Origin of the sequence: Streptomyces sp. NBC_00510 (assembly GCA_036013505.1) — a bacterium.
In the GTDB taxonomy this organism is placed as follows: Bacteria; Actinomycetota; Actinomycetes; order Streptomycetales; family Streptomycetaceae; genus Actinacidiphila.
Map to the genome: position 1 here is coordinate 5,362,276 of CP107851.1, position 17,463 is coordinate 5,379,738.

The following is a 17,463-nucleotide window of genomic DNA, read 5'->3' on the forward strand; positions in this document are numbered from 1 at the left end:
CTGCCGCGCCGTCCGTTACGGACGGGGCGCGTGCGCCGGGGTGGACCACGCCCGTATCGTGGGGCCACCGCGAGCACGCCGGCCCGGGGCCGCTCCGCCGCGCGCACGCCGCCGACGCCCACCGCACTTGCCAGGAACCGGACCTCATATGACCGCACCCTCCTTGCACAGCACCGCCGACATCGCCTCCCTCCCCGCGGAGGCGCGCGACGACCTGCGCGCCTACGCGGAGCTCGGCGGCTTCACGCTGACGACCGACACCCACGCCTGGTACGCGGCCGTGGACACCGTCGCCGGCCCCGAGGAGGCCCGCGCCGCCTCCACCGTCCTCGCGGAGCTGCGCGGCCGTGACCTGCCCGCGCTGCGCGCCGCCGCACACCGCCTGGAGGAGACCGAGGCCCTGGGCATCGACACCCCCCGCACGGTGGCCGAGGGCGGCCGGGCCGTGTCGCTGCTGCTGCGGGTGCGCCTGACGCTGCGCACGCTCAGCGCCGACGTGTACGACGTGGCCGAGGCCGAACTGGACGACCTGGTCGCCGCCACCGCGAGCGGCGCCTGGCGCCGGGACCGCGGGGTGAAGGTCACCTGGCTGCGCCGCCGCTCGCTGCGGGGACGCGTCCGCGGGCTGGCCACCGGGCGGCCGCGGCGCGACGCCGCCCACACCGCCCTGGCCTCCGCGGCCTCCGAGCGCACCGACTGGGCCGCCCTCGGCGGCGCCGGCCGCCCGGCCGTCCCCACGGACGCGGACTTCCTCGACGACGCCTCCCGCGCCGCCGAGGCCGCCGTCACCGGGCTCACCGAACTGGGCCGCCTCCTGCGTCCCGAGGCCGCGCTGACCACCCTGCCCTTCGAGGAGCTCGCGGAGCTCCTCGACCGCCTCGCCGCGGACGAGGGCACGCTGTACCGGCTGCCCAACCTCAAGGCCACCCGCGACCGCCTGGAGGAGCAGGGTCTCGGCGCGGTGCTCGCGGAGCTGACGGAACGTCGGGCGGACACGGCCGAGGTCGTCGCGCTGCTGGGCGAGGCGGAGACCCCCGTCGTCCCCGAACCCCGCACCACGTCGGAAGCGGCGGAGGGGACTCCTGCGGAGGCGGAGGCCGTTGCCGAGGCTGCGTTGGCCGAGGCACCGGTGACGGAGGAGGCGTCGGCGGAAGAGACGCCTGCGTCTGCCGAGCCCGAGCCCGGGCCCGAGCCGGTCGTCGAGGCGGAGGCACCCGCTGCCGAGCCTGAGGAAGAGTCGCCTGCTCCCGCTGAGGCGGAGGCGGTTGACGAGGCTGCGCCCGTCGAGGTGGAGGCGGAGCCGGTCGCCGCGGAGGCTCCTGCCGCGGAGCCCGAGCCCGAGCCCGAGGCGGTTGACGAGGCCGCGCCCGTCGAGGCCGAGCCCGAGGCCGTCGTGGAGCTGGAGACGGCGCCTGCCGAGCCTGAGTTGGTGGCGGAGGCTGCGCCTGCCACCGAGGCCGTGGCCGTTGCGGAGCCGGTAATGGAGGAGGCGCCTGTCGCCGAGCCCGAGCCCAAGGCCGAAGCCGTCGCGGAGCCCGTGGCGGAGGAGGCACCTGCTTCCGCCGAGCCGGAGCCGGTGGTCGAAGAGGCCGCCGCAGCCGAGCCCGAGCCCGAGCTTGAGCCCAAGGCCGAAGCCGTCGCGGAGCCCGTGGCGGAGGAGGCACCTGCTCCCGCCGAGGCGGAGCCTGTCGCCGAGCCGGAACCGGTGGCCGAAGAGGCCCCCGCAGCCGAGCCCGAGCCTGAGTTGGTGGCGGAGGCTGCGCCTGTCGCCGAGCCCGAGCCCGAGCCCGAGGCCGAAGCCGTCGCGGAGCCCGTGACGGAGGAGGCACCTGCTTCCGCCGAGCCGGAGCCGGTGGTCGAAGAGGCCCCCGCTGCCGAGCCCGAGGAGGAGCCCGCCGCGGCGAACCCGGTGGGGCGGCGGCCGCGGAAGCCGTCGATCACGCCGGGGAAGGCCGTGACGGCGTACTCGGCGGAGGAACTGACCGCGCTGGTGCGGTGGATCGACGGCGACGGCGAGAAGCGGTCGGACGACGAACTGCTGCGTGCCGCGATGAAGGAGCTGGGCTTCGCCCGGCTGGGGCCGCGCATCAAGGAGGCCCTCGGCGCCGCCGTGGCCGAGGCGCGCGGCTGACGGGGCCGCGCGTCATCCGGCGCGCGGCAGGGGTTTGGCGACGACCCGCACCAGGACGGTGCGGGTCGTCGCGTTGTGGCAGGCGTCGGTGATGGTGGCGGTGAACGCGTCGGTGCCGGAGAAGTCCTCGTGCGGGGTGTAGGTGAAGAGGCCGTTGCCCTGCTGGACGACGATGCCCCGCACGGGCTCGCTGTGGGCGGTGACGGCCGTACCGCTGCCGCTGACGCCCTTGAGGACGTCGCCGGTGGCGTGGCCGTGCGGGCCGGACGTGACGCGCAGCAGGCCCGGTACGAGGACGGGGCGGGGGACGACCCAGACGCGGTGGGCGGCGCGGTCGGAGACGTACAGCCGCCCGTCCGGGGCGAGGGCGGTGCCCCAGCGGGTGCGCGGGGAGGGGTAGAAGAGGGAGCCGTCCTCCGTGACCGCCAGCCCGTGGACGTCGCTCGTGGAGACCCGGGCGGTGCCCGGTACGGGGGTGACGCGGCCGTCGCGGTCGAGGCGCCGGACGCGGCCGTCGACGACGGCGTAGACGGTGCCGGCCCGGTCGGCGGCGAGGGCGTCGACGGTGGCGCCGGGGAAGGAGCGGACCGGGGCCTTGCCGCCGGGTGGGAGCCGCCGCAGTCCACCGGCCGCACCGCCCGAGACGTACACGGAGCGGTCGCCGCCGACGGCGACGGCGTCGTGCCGTCCGGCCTCGGTGAGCAGCGTGGTCGTGCCGCGGCCGTCGGCGCCCACGGAGACGGCCTTGCCCTCGCCGGAGACGTAGACCGTGCCGTCCGGGCCGACGGCCAGGCCGTACGGGGCGAAGTCGGTGGTCGCGAAGGTCGTGATGACGGGTGCGGCGCCGGCCGCGCCCGGGGTGACGCGGCGGACGGCGCGGTTGGCGGAGTCGGCGATGTAGAGGCGGCCCGCGGTGTCGGTGGCGAGCCCGGCCGGGTCGTGCAGGGTGGCCGCGGTGGCGGCGCCGTCCCCGCCGTGGCCGGGCGCGCCGGTGCCTGCGTAGGCGACCGGGGCGCAGCCCGCGGCGGGGGCCGGGGCGGCGGTGCCGGGGGTGAGCAGCACGGTGACGGCCGCGAGCAGGGCGGCGGCGAGGGCGGGCCGGTGGCGGCGGCCGGGCCGTCCGAGGGGTGGGCGCACGTCGGGCTCCGCGGGATGAGGTGGGGCGACCGGTACTGACGGGACGTCATCAATGTGGCAATCCCCGCCGGTCCCGGCGCGCCGGGTGACCCATCGGGGGGTCGCCCGAACGGTGGCGCGTCCGTGCCAGGGCGTCCACCGGTGGGTGCGGTGTCGCGGTTACGCCACGGCGGACTCGCAGATTTAACCTCTTCGCCCTTGTCATGTCTGTTTCTACGCGCGTAACTTGAGCCGGTCCGCCGTGCGCTGCCCGCTGTTGACGGGCTGTTGGACCCCGATAGGAGAAACCCTCGTGCCGATCGCCAGACCGAGCCGACACCGCAGCCGCGCCGCGGCGCTCGCGCTCATATCGACCGGAATCGCCGCGTCCGTCGTGCTGACCGGGCTGCCCGCCGCCCACGCGACCCCCTCCAGCGGGGCGGTCGTCGCCGAGGTGTACGGCGGCGGCGGCAACTCCGGCGCGACGCTGACCAACGACTTCGTGGAGCTCGCGAACGCCGGTTCGGCCGCGTACGACCTGGCCGGCTACAGCGTGCAGTACCTGCCCGGTACGCCGTCCGCCTCCTCCAAGTGGCAGGCGACCGCGCTGACCGGGTCGATCGCCCCCGGCGGCCGCTACCTCGTGTCGGAGTCCGCCGGCACCGGCGGCACGACGCCGCTGCCGGCCGCCGACGCCAGTGGCTCCATCGCCATGAGCGCCACCTCGGGCACCATCGCCCTGGTCAACGGCACCACCCCGCTGACCTGCATCACCGCCGCCGACTGCACCGCCGACCCGCGCGTGGTCGACCTCGTCGGCTTCGGCACCGCGGTCGTGCGCGAGGGCAGCGGCCCCGCGGCCGGCGCGAGCAACACCGCCGCCGTCGCCCGCGGCGCGTCGCTGGCCGACACCGACGACAACGCCGCCGACCTCACCGCGGGCGCGCCGACCCCGGTCAACGCCGCCGGGCAGACCCCGGGCGGCGGCACCACGGACCCGACGCCCGACCCCGAGCCGACCGAGCCCGGCACCACCCGGATCCACGACATCCAGGGCACCACCCGGGTCTCCCCGCTCAAGGGCCAGACCGTCACCCGGGTCCCCGGCATCGTCACCGGCGTGCGCACCACCGGCTCCAAGGGCTACTGGATCCAGGACCCCGAGGCCGACACCGACGCCCGCAGCAGCGAGGCCGTGTTCGTCTACACAGGCTCCGTCACGCCCACCGTCGCCGTCGGCGACAAGGTGCTGGTGACTGGCAAGGTCTCCGAGTACTACCCGGGCACCGGCAGCCAGTCGGTCACCGAGGTCACCGGCCCGACCGCCACCGTGCTCTCGGCCGGCAACGCCCTGCCCGCGCCCGTCACGCTGGACGCGTCCACCGTCCCGGCGGCGTACGCGCCCGACGCCGGCGGCGGCAGCATCGAGGGCCTGCCGCTCGACCCGGCCGGGTACGCGCTGGACTTCTACGAGGCCCACGAGGGCGAGCTGGCGCGGTTCTCCGACGCCCGAGTCGTCGGCGGCACCACCCAGTACCACGAGGTCTGGGTGACCGTGAAGCCGGCCGAGAACCCCACCCGCCGCGGTGGCACGGTGTACGGCTCGTACGCCCAGCCCAACACCGGCCGCATCAAGGTCATGTCGATCGGCGCGGGCACCGACGTCCCGACCGCCGACGTCGGCGACGAGCTGGCCGGCACCACCACCGGAGCGATCGACTACGACGGCTTCGGCGGCTACAACCTCCAGGCCACGCAGCTGGGCACGCTGGTCGACAACGGCCTCAAGCGCGAGGTGACCCGCAAGCAGAAGGGCGGCGAGCTCGCGGTCGCCACGTACAACGTGGAGAACCTCGACCCCACCGATCCCGCGGACAAGTTCGCGCGGCTCGCCGACGGCGTCGTCACCAGCCTCTCCTCGCCCGACATCGTGGCGCTGGAGGAGATCCAGGACAACAACGGCGCCACCGACGACGGCACCGTCGCCGCCGACCAGACCGTGCAGAAGTTCATCGACGCCATCGTCGCGGCCGGCGGCCCCCGCTACAGCTGGCGCTCCGTCGACCCCACGAACGACACCGACGGCGGTGAGCCCGGCGGCAACATCCGCCAGGTCTTCCTCTTCAACCCGCACCGCGTGCAGTTCACCGACCGCGCCGGCGGCGACGCCACCACCGCGGTCAAGGCGGTCAAGACCCGCAAGGGCGCCGAGCTGTCTGTCTCCCCGGGCCGGATCAACCCGGGCAGCGAGGCGTGGAACGCCAGCCGCAAGCCGCTGGTCGGCGAGTTCCGCTTCCACGGCAAGCCGGTCTTCGTCATCGCCAACCACTTCAACTCCAAGGGTGGCGACCAGCCGCTGCACAGCGTCAACCAGCAGCCGGTGCGCAGCTCCGAGACCCAGCGGAAGCTGCAGGCCACCGAGGTCAACACCTTCGTGAAGTCGCTGCTCGCGGCCGACCGGGACGCCAACGTCGTGGTCCTCGGCGACCTCAACGACTACGAGTTCTCCGGCACGGTGTCCACCCTCACCTCGGGCGGCGTGCTGAAGGACCTGCTGACCACGCTGCCCAAGTCCGAGCGCTACACCTACGTCTACGAGGGCAACTCGCAGTCGCTGGACCACATCCTGCTCAGCCCGGCGCTGCGTGACTTCGACTACGACGTGGTGCACATCAACGCGGAGTTCGCCGACCAGGCGAGCGACCACGACCCGCAGATCGTCCGCATCAAGCCGGACGGCTGCTGACGCACCCATGCTGAGGGCGGCACCGGCGCGACGCCGGTGCCGCCCTCGCGGCGTCACGGCGTCACGGCGCCACCGCGTCACCGGGGGTCGGGCTCCGGGTCGGGGAACCCGCTGGCGGTCGTGTCGGCGCCGGTCCACGCGGCCAGCAGCTGCAGGGCCGCCTCGGAGGTGGAGCCGGGCTCGGCCGTGTGGATGCACACGAGCTGGTCGCTGTCGCCGGGGAAGAGCACGTGCTCGTACGACAGGGTGAGGTCGCCGACGACGGGGTGGTGGTAGAGCTTCACCCCGTGCAACCTCTGCCGCACGTTGTGGTCGGCCCACCAGGCGCGGAATTCGGCGCTCTTGATGGTCAGCTCGCCGACCAGCTCGGTCAGCCCCGGGTCGTCGGGATGGCGCGCCGCGTCCAGGCGGAGGGCGGCGACCGCCTCGGCGGCGTGCTTGTCCCACTCTCGGTACAGGTCGCGGGCCGCGTCGTCGAGGAACATGAAGCGGGCGAGGTTGCGGTCGCGGTGCGGCAGCGCGTCGAAGTCGGTGATCAGCGTGCGGGCCAGCCGGTTCGCGGCCAGCACGTCCGTGCGGCGGCCGATGACGAACACGGGGGTGCGGTCGCCCAGCAGGTCCAGCACGCGGTGGACCTCCGGGCGCACCCGTTGCGGCCGCTGCGGCCTGCGGCGGGGCGGGGTGCGGTGCCGCGCCAGCTCGAAGAGGTACGCGCGCTCGGCCGCGTCCAGTCGCAGGGCGCGGGCGACGGCGTCCAGCACCGCCTCCGAGACATTCAGGTGCCTGCCCTGCTCCAAACGGGTGTAGTAATCGGTGCTCACCCCGGCCAGCCGCGCCAGCTCCTCCCGCCGCAACCCCGGCACACGGCGCGGCGCACCGCTGACGGTGATGCCGGCGTCCTGCGGGCTCAGCCGGTTCCTGCGGGCCCGCAGGAAGTCCCTGAGCTCGGCGTTGTGCTCCATGTGTTCCAGTATGGGCGGCCGATCATGAGGCGGCCCGGTGCGGCTGGACCCGCCGGCGGCTACCCGGACGGAGGGCTCTCCTCAAGGCGGTCCAGCCGTTCCAGCCGCTCCTGGAAGCGGTCCAGCATCTCCCTGAGCCGTTCCGCCTCCACCAGCAGCTCCTCGTGCAGCGGCTCCTCGGCGGCGCCCGGTCCGGGCGGTTCGCCGGTCACGTTCACCCAGGGCCCGGCCAGCCGCGCGAACTCCGTCGGCCGCAGCACCCGCAGCCCCGCCGCGCAGCGCCGGCAGGACGCCGTCAGCGCACGCCAGCCCGGCAGCCCGGTGCCGTCGCGCACGAACACCCGGGCGGCCCGCCCGCACCGGCAGGCGCCCATGCGCACGGTGCGCACCCGCTGCCGGGCGTAGCGCGTCCCGCGCTCGTACCGGGTGTACGCGCCCAGCACGCTCACCTGGAGCACCACCGCGTCCCGGCAGTCCGTCGCGCAGGTCAGGGCCTGTGCCTCGGCGGCCGTGTGCAGGCAGTAGAACCCGCAGTCGCAACCCCGGGCCGGGCTGCGGTGCCGCCGCCCGTAGCCGCACACGGCGTCGTCGAGGGCGCCGTACACGATCCGCCCGCCCAGCGACACGCCCCGGAAGCCCACGCGGGCGCCGTCGTGCGCCAGCATCGGGAAGGCCAGCTTGTACCCCGTGGGGGGCACCGCCGGCCGTTCCTCGGGCAACCGGCGGGCGAACCTCACCGTGCCGCGGCCTCGGCGGGCTCCGCCTCGGGGGCCGGGGCGGCGTCCGGGGCCCGGCCGGCGGGGGCCTTCTCCTCGTCCACGAGCCGCTCCCGGCCCGTGAGCTCCTCGTCCGTCTCCTCCGCGTAGCCGTTCGCCAGTGCCCTGCCCAGCTTCATTGCGGCCTCCAAGATCGGGCGAATCCCCCGTACGGGGGGTACTCGGGCATCATGACGCACCGGGCCGCCGCCGGGGTAGGGCGCCTCGGAGCCCGGCCCGCCCCGATTTCCTGTCCGTTACACACAACTCCCCGCACGACCCGTGTGAATGACGGTGCGTCAGCGTAGGCTGGGAATGAGGGGAGGCGTCATGGACACGTACGTGACCATCGAGCTGGAGGGCGGCAAGGACCCGGCCGAGGACCTGCGCAGACTGGAGGTCTGGCTGCGGGCCGAGGAGGAACTGGCGCCGCTGGTCGTTCGCAGGGAGCGGCCCGCCGACGAGAGCATGGGCGTCGCCTACGACCTGCTCCTCATGGTCCTCCAGGAGACGCTGCAGGCCACCGCCCTCACGCTGCTCCGCGCCCTGCGCAACCATCTGCGCAACCAGCCCGGCGACTCGCTCAGCGTCACCGTCCGCGCCGGGGACGTGGAGTGCGTCCTGACCGGCCGGGACGCCCTGACCCGCGGCGAACTGGAGGCGATGGCGGCACGCATCCGGCAGACGCTGGAGAACTAGATCCGGGGAGAACCCGATCCGGAGGAAGACGGCCCTGGGGAGGTCCGGCGGGCATGCCGTACGAACCGTTCGCGTCCCGGTCGCGGGCGGTCCTGATCGGGGTGTCCCAGTACGAGCACGCCCGTGACTTCTCCAACATCCCCTCCGCCAGGGCCAACGTGGCGCGGCTGCGGGCCGCGCTCGTCTCCGGCGCGCACGGCCGGTTCATCCCGCGGACCGTGGAGACCCTCGCCGAGCCGCGCACCCGCGACCGCGCGCTGCGGCTGATCGGCACCGCCGCCGCCCAGGCCCAGGACCTGCTGCTGGTCCACTTCACCGGGCACGGCTACGTGGACCTCGGCACCGGGGAGCCCGAGCTGTACCTGATGACCCGGGAGTCCACCAAGGACGGCGCCCGCCTCGACGGCATCCCGTACCGGGACCTGCTGAGGCTGCTCGCCTCCTCGCGGGCCGAGCGTGTCGTCCTCGTCCTGGACTGCTGCTGCTCCGGCAACGCCGGCCTGGTGCCGCTGCCCGAGCGGCCGTTCTCCCTGATCACCTCGTCGGCCGTCGGCTCCCGCATCCACAAGGGCGACGGCATCGACCCGACGCCCTTCACCGGCGCCCTGGTCCGGGTGCTGACCGAGGGCACCGACCCGTACGACCCGGTCACCGTGCAGCGCCTCGGGGTCCGGCTGCACGAACTGGCCGGGGAGTACGCCGCCACGCTCGACGAGCGGGTGGACTACGACCCCTGGTTCCCGACCGAGCGCTCCAGCAACAGCGCCGGCGACACCGTCCTGTCCCAGGCCCGGCTCACCCCGCGCCCCGCCCGCGGGACCCGCTGGCTGACGCCCTTGCGCCGGCTCGCCCAGTACGCCGGCTTCACCTGGACCTGGACGGCGGGACCCCACCAGCCGCTCTGGCACCGGGCCGTGGGCGCCGGCACCGCCCTGGCACTGTTCGCGGGCGCCGTCACCGGCTGGACGTGGGCGCACCGCCCGGCACCGCTGTGCCCTGCCCCGCTCGAACTGCGCGTGCTCACCTCGCCGGAGACGCGCGCCGCGCTCACCTCCGTGCTCGACGCCTTCCAGGACAGCGACGCCGCCGGCACCACCGCCTCCCTCGGCGGCCGGCCCGAGGGCTGCGGCCAGATCAACACCACCGTGTACGCGGCCCCCACGGACCGCACCCTCGCCGCCTTCCGCGCCTCCGCCGCCTGGGCCGAACCGGAACGCGCCTGCGAGGAGGGCCGGGACTGCGCGCTGCCGCTGCGGGACGTCGGGCCGCACCCGGACGTGTGGATACCGGCGGCCGGCACCGCCCCCACCCAGGTGCTGGCCGAGACGCGGCGCCCGGAGAGCGTCGTCGCCCTCGGCCGGCCGGTCACCCTCGCGCACTCCCCGGCCGTCCTCGCCGCGACCACCTCGCTGGAGGGCGTCGGGCGCACCGGCAGCACCGCGCAGCAACTGGTCGACGCCGCCCACGCGCAGGACGTGGTCGTCCGCAGCGCCGAACCGCACTCCTCGGACGCCGCCCTGGACCAGCTGCTGCACCTGACGCCGGGCACCCGGGTCACCACCGACGCCGTGCCCCCTGCGGACGACCGGGCCCTGGCCTGTTCCGCCCGCACCTGGCTGGTCGAACGGCGGGGCACCCAGCAGGCCCTCGTCATCGCCGAGTCCACCCTCGCCGACCTCGTCACCCCGGCCCTGGAGTCCCGTCCCCCGTGCCTGGGCAACCAGTCCGACCCCTACACCGCCTACTACCCCGCCGACGTGCCACCCCTGGACCTCACCCTCGTACCGGTGACCTGGGAGACCGGCCGGGCCGACCGCGCCGTACGTGCCGAGGCGGTGCACCGGCTCGCCGTCTGGCTGCGTTCCGGTCCGGGACAACGGGCGCTGGCCGCGCAGGGCTTCCGTACGGACGTCACCGGGACGGCCGCGGCCGACGACACCCCGCTGGACAGCGCGATCTTCGTCGCCGACCCGCCGACGGGCGGCGCACCGCCACCAGGAGGGCCATCGAGGCCGCCCTGCGGGACCACGGCGAGGCCGCCGGCACCCGGCGCGACGTCCTCTTCGCCGTCGACGTCTCCAGCTCCTCCTACTCCGGGGCGAACGTCTCCGTCGTGCGCTCCGTCCTGGCCCGCGCGTCCGGCTACCGGTACGGCATCGCCGCGGTGCCCGGCCGCACCTTGCTGGCGCCGGGGCCGAACGACGCGGCCGCGCGGGACGCCGCGATCCGCGCGTTGGCACCGGTCGAGCGGGACGCGCCCGTGGCCGCCACCCTGCGCCGCTGGTCCCGCGCCCTCGCCGATTCCCCCGGCGCCCTGATCGTCCTCATCACCGACGACGAGGACAGTGCCCGCGTGGAGCCGCCGGACGTGGACGTCCCCGTGCTGGTGGTCTCCCTGGAGAGCTACGGCTGCTCGCTGCGCTTCAACAAGGCGGTGACGGAGGGCGGCGGCGCCTGCCTGGCGGCCACGCAGGACCTTCCGGACCGGGTCGCGGAGACGATCACCCGCCTCACCTCGGGAGGGTCATGACAGCCCCGGGCCCCAGGAGCACGGGCGGCATCCTCCCGCCCCCGCGCCCCGTCCGCCGGCAGCGACGGCGCCGCCGCGCCCTGGGCGTCCTGCTCCTGCTGGCCGCCGCGGCCTGCAGCGGCCCCGCCGCGGCGCCGGTCCCGGCACCCGACCGCTCCCGGCCGCTGATCGTCGCGAGCGACGCCGACCTGACCGCCGGCGGGCAGCCCGGCGTCCGCCGCGCCCTGATCGACGCGTGGAACCGGCGCAACCCGGACCGGCCCGCCCGGCTCGTCGAGCTCCCCTCCGCCTCCGACGAGCAGCGCAGCGAGCTGATCGGCGCCTTCCAGTCCGGCACCGCCGCGTACGACGTGGTCAACCTCGACATCAGCTGGCTCCCCGAGTTCGCCGACAGCGGGCTGCTGCGCCCGCTCGACCCCGCCCTCGTCGACGGGGACTTCCTGCCCCAGGCCGCGGACGCGGGCCGCTGGAAGGGCCGCACGTACGCGGTGCCCTTCAACACCGACGTCGGCCTGCTCTACTACCGCACCGACGACCTCGCCAAGGCCGGGCGCCGTCCCGCCGACCTGCGCGGCTACGCCAAGATCGGCGACCTGCTCGCCGACGTACGCCCGCTCGGCCACGCCGCCTACACCACCCAGCTGCGCGCGTACGAGGGGCTGACCGTCAACACCCTGGAGGCCTTCTGGACCGCGGGCGTCGCGCTCGTCGACGGCGACGGCCGCTACATCGGCACCGAGGACGGGCTGCGCGAGGGCCTGGACGAGCTCGGCCGGCTGGGTGCCGCCAACAACCTCAACCCGGAGTCCCTGGAGGCCGACGAGTCGGTCACCCTCGCCCAGTTCACCGAGGGGCAGAGCGTGCTGATGCGCAACTGGCCGTACGCCTACAACCGGCTGGACGCCACCCTCGCCCCCGGCGTCCGCTTCGGCGTGGCCCGGCTCCCCGGCGTCGCCGCCCTCGGCGGCCAGAGCCTGGGCGTGGCGGCGACCAGCGACCGCCCGGACGACGCCGCGGACCTGATCCGCTTCCTGACCGGACGCGGCGCCCAACATGCCCTGCTCGGGGCGGGTTTCGCCCCCGCGCGGCGGTCTGCATACGGAGCCGGGGATGTCAACTGTGACGATCCTCACGACCCCCGTGCGTGGTTCTACGACCGTCCCGCGGGGCGCGGCTCGGAGCCCTCGCCCTCGCCGTCCGCCGCGACCCCCGGTTACACGACCCTGCTGTGGTGCGCGCTGCAGGCCGCCAGGGCCCGTCCGGCGACCGCGCACTACGTCACGTTCACCCGGGTCCTGCAGCGTGAAGTGCACGGAATGCTCGCGGCGCACCGCAGCGCCGACGCCTCCGCGGAGCGTCTCGACGCCCGTCTGGGGCGCGCGCTCGGCGGCCGGGGTCCGGGATGACCATCACTCCTCGTGAGCGCGGCACTCCCTTCCGCATAACGACTGATGCACACTCACATTTCCCGTAGGTCACGGCAGTCACGGCCCAATGTCCATGTATGTCCCGTCCATCCCCATAGATTCCCGTCATGAACTCGCTTGAGTGGCTTGGAATTGGCGGGCGCCTCTATTAACGTTCGATAACGCAGCGCGGTCATCCCGCCGCCGACAGGGCGGCGCCGTGCGCTTGCCGAATCCCGTCCGCGGGAACCGGGGAACCACTTCCTGGGGTGAATCGGGGGCCCTCCGCGGTCCTCGTAGGAGACCTTCCTGCTCCGAACCCGTCAGCTAACCCGGTAGGCGAGAAGGAAGGAAAGGAGCGCGCCCGCGTGGCGTCGAACGAGCCTGCCCTGATACCTGGACAGCAACAGGGGTCCGCCACCGCGTACTCCGAGTGGGACACCGCCGAGTGGAACATCGCCGCCGGCTGGAATCCCCCGGCCGCCGAGCAGGCACCGCCGACGAAGAACGCGATCGACGGCTGGGACACCGGCCAGTGGAACATGGCAGCCGGCTGGTTCGACGCGGCGGCCGCCGAGGCGACGACCTCCCAGGACACCACGTCCGCGGGGTACGAGGCCGCGGGGTACGAGGCGCCTGAGGTCGCCGGCCCCGCCCCCGCCCACCCGCTCCCCGAGCACATCGAGGCCTTCGACGGCGCCGGGGACTTCGAGGACCCCGACACCTTCGAGAGCGCGCCCTACGAGGGCCCGCAGGCCGAGCCGTGGAACCCCACCGAGGAGTCCGCCGGCCCCCGTCGCGCCCGGCACCGCGTCGCCAAGCAGCGCTCCATGGGCCGTGGTTCGGCGGTCTTCGGGGTCGCGGCCGTGGCCGTGCTGGGCGTCGGAGGGGTGGCCACCGCCGAGGGCAAGAACCCGCTCCCCGTCTCCCTGCCCGAGGTCTCCCACCTGCCCGGCATCGGAGCCCTCGTCGACGACGACAGCGCCCCCGAGGCCAAGCAGGTCGCCGAGGCCCTCAGCCCCGACGCGGGTGAGGCGCTGCGCAACCGCATCCTCGACCAGGCCCAGCAGCAGCGGAACGCCGCCGACCGGTCCGCCCGGAACGCCGCACAGCAGGAGGCGGTGGCCAAGGCCGCCAAGTCCGCGGCGGCGGAGCGGGTCCGCGCCGAGGCCGCCGCCAAGAAGAAGGCCGTGGCGGAGGCCGCGAAGAAGCTCGAGGCCGCCCGCCTGGCCGAGCTCGCCAAGAGCTTCGTCAAGCCGGTCACCTCGTACACGCTGACCGCCGGCTTCGGCGAGTCCAGCTCGCTGTGGGCCAACACCCACACCGGCCAGGACTTCGCCGCCCCGACCGGCACCCCGGTCAAGGCCATCCACAGCGGCACCATCACCGAGGCCGGCTGGGCCGGTTCGTACGGCTACCGCATCATCCTGACCCTCGACGACGGCACCGAGCTCTGGTACTGCCACCTCTCCTCGATGATCGTCACCTCCGGCAAGGTCAACACCGGTGACACCATCGGCCGAGTCGGCGCCACGGGCAACGTCACCGGCCCGCACCTGCACCTCGAGGTGCGCCCCGGTGGAGGCGACCCGATCGGCCCGATGGGCTGGCTGCGCAGCAAGGGCCTGTCCGTCTGAGCGACCGGCCCCACGGACTCCGGCGGTCCTGGTGACACCCCCCGTCACCCAGGGCCGCCGGTCCGTTTCGCGGGACGCCTACGGGACGCCTGCGGACGCTTACGGGACGACGAAGTTGTAGAGCTCGGCGATCCTCGGCGGTCCGCTCGGTTCGGGGAAACCGGACTCCTTGGCGGCGGGCAACATGATCTCCATGAAGGCCTCGAGTGCCTGCGCGGACTGCCAGACGTTCACCAGCCGCAGACCCTCGTTGGTGATCACGGCGGCATGCGAGAGCAGCCCCGCGGGAGGATGCTCGGGCCCGAACCCCGCGCGGTGGTTCGCCTCCTCGTACTGCAGCGCCGTCACACCGGGGAACTCGACCTCCGCCAGGATCGGCATGGGGACCTCCCGCTTCCCACCGACACGCCTACGCCCCAATTTCCTCCGGCTGCACCCCGGCCGCAATCCGGCCGGGGTCCGGCGACGAGGCCGACGAGGCTAGAGCGCCTCCAGCCGGACGTCCGCGGAGTCGCACGCCGCCGTCTCGTCGGAGTACACCTCGCACACCGGACGTCCGTCGGGGGTCATCGTGTGTTCGACCTCCCAGAGGCTGATCTCCTCGCCGGTCTCCAGCAGGAAGGCGTGCTCGTACAGCGTCCAGCCGGCGACCCTGCCCGTGCCGATCCGCGTGTGCCGCCCGGTGACGTACGCGATGTCGTGGCCCACCGCCGAACCCAGCCGGCTGCGCAGCTCCTCGCCCGGTACGTCCGTGTTCTCGGCCCGCCGGAGCACCCGCCACGCGTGCTCCGCGGAGTGGTCCGCCGTGTACTGCCGGGGCCCCGGCGTCAGGTCCATCGCCATCTGCGGCAGCCGCGCCAGCCAGTCCGCCGCCTCCGCCTCCAGCTCCTCCGGAGAGGGCTCACCGAAGCGGGCGTCGATCGCGTGCTGGGCGGCGGCCAGCTCATCCGGGTCGGAGTACACCTCGTACAGCGGTTCGTCGTCGCCCGGGCCGGTGTTGTGCTCGATCTCCCACAGCAGCTGCGTGCTGCCGTCGGCCAGCAGGAACGTGTGCCGCAACGTCCTGCGGCTCAGCCTGCGCGGCGGGCCCTTGCGCTGGCGGAAGGACGCCAGCTCCGTGCAGCCCATCAGCGCGGTGGCCAGCCGTCCCAGCACGCGGTCGTCGACGTCGAAGGCGTTCTGCGCCCTGGCCAGCACCACCTCGACGTCCGCCGGACCCGCCCCACCTGGTCGCGCGTTCCCCATGCGGTCCTCCTGCTCACGGCATTCCCCGCGCACCATTGCGAGCACTCAGCGTAGTGGCATCGACGCTCTGCGCGTCGGGTCTCCCGGAAAAATGGTGCACCCCTACCCGTAGGAGGCGCGTAAGACGCGAAACGTACGCTCCCTGCTGCCACTATGCGCCCATGCGCGCACTCTTCGTAGGCCTCTGCACCCTTGATGTCATCACCCTCGTCGACCACGTCCCGGCCCCGAACGAGAAACTCACCGCCCGCACCCAGACCGTCGCCGCCGGCGGCCCCGCGACCGGCGCCGCCGCCACCTTCGCCCACCTCGGCGGCGAGGCCGTCCTGCTCACCGCCTTCGGCGGCCACGCCCTCGCCGGCGCCATCGACGCCGACCTCGCGGCCCTCGGCGTCGACGTCATCAACCTCACCGCGGACTCCCCCGCACCCCCCGCGGTCTCGACCATCCTGGTCACCGCCGCCACCGGCGACCGCGCCGTCGCCTCCACCAACGTGGCCTCAGGGACCTCCGTGTCCCCGCCCGGAGACCTCTCCGTCCTCGTCGGCGACGCCGACGTCGTGCTCGTCGACGCCCACCACCCCGCCCTCGCCGTCCCCGCCGCCCGCCTCGCCCGCGCCGCCGGGGTCCCCACCCTCCTGGACGCGGGCAGCTGGCGCCCCGCCACGCCCACCCTGCTCCCCTACGTCGACGTCGCCGTCTGCTCCGCCGACTTCCACCCCCCGGGCACCTCCACCCCGGCCGAGGTCCTCGCCTTCCTCCACGACGCCGGCGTCCGCTGGACCGCCGTCACCCAGGGCCCGTCCCCCATCCTCCGGCCCGAGGGGCAGATCCCCGTCCCCGCCGTCACCCCCGTCGTCGACACCCTCGGCGCCGGCGACGTCCTCCACGGCGCCCTCGCCCACCACCTCGCCGCCCACATCACGCCCCGCCTCACCCCACCCGCCTTCGACACCGCCCTCGCCTTCGCGGCGGACGTCGCGTCCCGCTCCTGCGGCTCATTCGGCACGCGTGCGTGGATGCGGGCGTGAGCCCGTCCGTCCCCGGGACCGGCGTTCAGGACCGCCCGCGGCTCCGCCCCGCGAACAGCGTGAACAACACCACGCTCACCCCGAGCACGGCCCACCCCACGGCGGTCTCCGACAACGAGGTCTGCGTCCGCTTCGGCAGCAGCGACAGGCACCCGAGCACGACGAACATCGCCCCCAGGTAACTGAGCCCCGCCGTCAGCACCCACCGCATCATCCGGCCCGACCGCACGTTCGGCGACTGTTTGCCCATGGGGATCCCGCCCTGTTCCTCGACGATGTCGCGACACCGGGGGCCGGTCACGCCCGGCCCCTCCGCAGTGCTTCAACGCCCGCCCACAGTCCCCGACACGGGCGCACGAAGTCGCGAATTCACGGGTGTTGCTCACGGGACTGGTGTGAATGGGCTATCGGCGGCCGGTGGGATGCCGTGGCCTCATCGCTCGCGTGGCCTTGTAGCCCAAAAGACGAGCGCGCTGATCGCGGTGCCAATCAGGAACACCAGCCATCCGACCTCGGCGTCGGAGAACGAGGCTTGCGTGGCATCCGGGAGGAGAGCCAGGCCGACAGGCACGAAGATGGCCGCGACCATGTAACTCCCGACGAGTGTCAGCACGCCGCGAAGAATCCTGCTGCGCATTGCTGACTGCATGCCATTGCTCATTCTGGTGCTCCGGTCTTGCTACTTGATGATGTTGTGACACTGGGTTCCGCGCTTGGCTCCGGCGGCGAAAAAGTCTGCGCACGCCTTTCCGTAGTGCTTCAACGTCCGTCGCGTCGTGTCGATGCGGCCCATCGGGCTCAGGTCTGCGCAGCTCTGATGTACGGGGCCCTTGCTGACGAGGTACGTGCGACCATCCGTGTCGGAGTACCGCCAGTCGATGTGCCAGTTGCACCAGCGGCCGCCGGCCGTGTCACCGCCGAGGGTGTCCTGGATGGACGCCTCCTCCCGAGTGATCGTGCGCCCCGAGCCCTGGATGAAATGGCCGATGGACGTCGTCGGCAGGCAGAGTTCGACGCCCTTCGCGTCGAAGCAGAAGCCGGTGACCTTCCCGTACCCCACGGCACTTGCCGACGCGGGCGTCGAGAAGCTGATCACCGTCGCGACTGCCGTGGACGTGGCCAGGGCGACCTGCGACACGTATCGCGTCACCGCGTTCACTCGACCCATGGGATCCCTCCGATGCTGCTCTTGATGTCGTGACGCA

At 74.0% G+C, this 17,463-nt stretch carries 17 protein-coding genes and 1 riboswitch; of the genes, 8 read left to right on the top strand and 9 right to left on the bottom strand.

Going from position 1 to position 17,463, the window contains the following annotated elements; translation table 11 throughout:
• Nucleotides 1-148 precede the first annotated feature (148 nt).
• Nucleotides 149-2,131, top strand: a complete 1,983-nt coding sequence (locus OG937_24185; GenBank protein WUD74569.1) for a hypothetical protein — start codon at nt 149-151, stop codon at nt 2,129-2,131.
• A gap of 12 nt (nt 2,132-2,143) precedes the next feature.
• Here OG937_24185 and OG937_24190 read toward each other — a convergent pair whose 3' ends face one another.
• Nucleotides 2,144-3,268: an Ig-like domain-containing protein gene (locus OG937_24190; protein WUD74570.1), complete on the bottom strand. Its 1,125-nt coding sequence runs from the start codon at nt 3,266-3,268 to the stop codon at nt 2,144-2,146.
• 292 nt (nt 3,269-3,560) lie between these two features.
• On the opposite strand from OG937_24190, the gene OG937_24195 reads away from it, so the two are divergent.
• Nucleotides 3,561-5,993 (top strand): lamin tail domain-containing protein, encoded by a 2,433-nt coding sequence (locus OG937_24195; GenBank protein ID WUD74571.1) that lies wholly within the window; start codon nt 3,561-3,563, stop codon nt 5,991-5,993.
• Nucleotides 5,994-6,070: 77 nt separating this feature from the next.
• On the opposite strand, the gene OG937_24200 is transcribed toward OG937_24195, so the two are convergent.
• Genes OG937_24200 through OG937_24210 form a run of 3 tightly spaced genes read right to left on the bottom strand, consistent with a single transcriptional unit; the run spans nt 6,071 to nt 7,850 of the window.
• Nucleotides 6,071-6,955, bottom strand: coding sequence for a helix-turn-helix transcriptional regulator (locus OG937_24200; protein WUD74572.1), 885 nt, complete (start codon nt 6,953-6,955; stop codon nt 6,071-6,073).
• Between the two features lie 59 nt (nt 6,956-7,014).
• The gene (locus tag OG937_24205) at nt 7,015-7,653 is read right to left on the bottom strand and encodes a hypothetical protein (GenBank protein WUD74573.1); all 639 of its coding nucleotides are present in this window, start codon (nt 7,651-7,653) and stop codon (nt 7,015-7,017) included.
• A gap of 35 nt (nt 7,654-7,688) precedes the next feature.
• Entirely contained in the window at nt 7,689-7,850 is a 162-nt protein-coding gene (locus OG937_24210; protein ID WUD74574.1) for a hypothetical protein, read from the bottom strand.
• 190 nt (nt 7,851-8,040) lie between these two features.
• Here OG937_24210 and OG937_24215 point away from each other — a divergent pair, with 190 nt between their 5' ends.
• The 5 genes from OG937_24215 (at nt 8,041) to OG937_24235 (ending at nt 13,982) form a co-directional block, all read left to right on the top strand.
• A complete protein-coding gene (locus tag OG937_24215; protein WUD74575.1) occupies nt 8,041-8,409 on the top strand; it encodes a hypothetical protein in 369 nt (122 codons plus the stop codon).
• 53 nt (nt 8,410-8,462) lie between these two features.
• The gene (locus OG937_24220) at nt 8,463-10,727 is read left to right on the top strand and encodes a caspase family protein (protein ID WUD74576.1); all 2,265 of its coding nucleotides are present in this window, start codon (nt 8,463-8,465) and stop codon (nt 10,725-10,727) included.
• Nucleotides 10,670-10,939, top strand: coding sequence for a hypothetical protein (locus OG937_24225; GenBank protein ID WUD74577.1), 270 nt, complete (start codon nt 10,670-10,672; stop codon nt 10,937-10,939). The genes OG937_24220 and OG937_24225 overlap by 58 nt, the downstream gene beginning before the upstream one ends.
• Nucleotides 10,936-12,345 carry an extracellular solute-binding protein gene (locus OG937_24230; protein WUD74578.1) on the top strand — a complete coding sequence of 470 codons (1,410 nt, stop codon included), beginning with the start codon at nt 10,936-10,938 and terminating at the stop codon, nt 12,343-12,345. Before OG937_24225 ends, OG937_24230 begins: the two co-directional genes overlap by 4 nt.
• A 217-nt stretch (nt 12,346-12,562) precedes the next feature.
• Nucleotides 12,563-12,702, top strand: a riboswitch (cyclic di-AMP (ydaO/yuaA leader).
• Between the two features lie 185 nt (nt 12,703-12,887).
• A complete protein-coding gene (locus tag OG937_24235) occupies nt 12,888-13,982 on the top strand; it encodes a M23 family metallopeptidase (GenBank protein WUD78860.1) in 1,095 nt (364 codons plus the stop codon).
• Nucleotides 13,983-14,081: 99 nt separating this feature from the next.
• Here the strand turns inward: OG937_24235 and OG937_24240 are convergent, their stop codons facing one another.
• Nucleotides 14,082-14,363, bottom strand: coding sequence for a hypothetical protein (locus tag OG937_24240; GenBank protein WUD74579.1), 282 nt, complete (start codon nt 14,361-14,363; stop codon nt 14,082-14,084).
• Between the two features lie 99 nt (nt 14,364-14,462).
• Nucleotides 14,463-15,227 carry a DUF6227 family protein gene (locus OG937_24245; GenBank protein ID WUD74580.1) on the bottom strand — a complete coding sequence of 255 codons (765 nt, stop codon included), beginning with the start codon at nt 15,225-15,227 and terminating at the stop codon, nt 14,463-14,465.
• A gap of 161 nt (nt 15,228-15,388) precedes the next feature.
• Between OG937_24245 and OG937_24250 the strand changes: the two genes are divergently transcribed.
• Nucleotides 15,389-16,258, top strand: coding sequence for a PfkB family carbohydrate kinase (locus tag OG937_24250; protein ID WUD74581.1), 870 nt, complete (start codon nt 15,389-15,391; stop codon nt 16,256-16,258).
• Between the two features lie 25 nt (nt 16,259-16,283).
• On the opposite strand, the gene OG937_24255 is transcribed toward OG937_24250, so the two are convergent.
• The 3 genes from OG937_24255 to OG937_24265 form a co-directional block, all read right to left on the bottom strand.
• Nucleotides 16,284-16,559 carry a hypothetical protein gene (locus tag OG937_24255; protein WUD74582.1) on the bottom strand — a complete coding sequence of 92 codons (276 nt, stop codon included), beginning with the start codon at nt 16,557-16,559 and terminating at the stop codon, nt 16,284-16,286.
• 132 nt (nt 16,560-16,691) lie between these two features.
• Nucleotides 16,692-16,919: a hypothetical protein gene (locus tag OG937_24260; GenBank protein WUD74583.1), complete on the bottom strand. Its 228-nt coding sequence runs from the start codon at nt 16,917-16,919 to the stop codon at nt 16,692-16,694.
• Nucleotides 16,920-16,937: 18 nt separating this feature from the next.
• Complete coding sequence (locus OG937_24265; GenBank protein ID WUD74584.1) at nt 16,938-17,417, bottom strand: hypothetical protein; 480 nt, start codon at nt 17,415-17,417, stop codon at nt 16,938-16,940.
• Nucleotides 17,418-17,463: the final 46 nt, after the last annotated feature.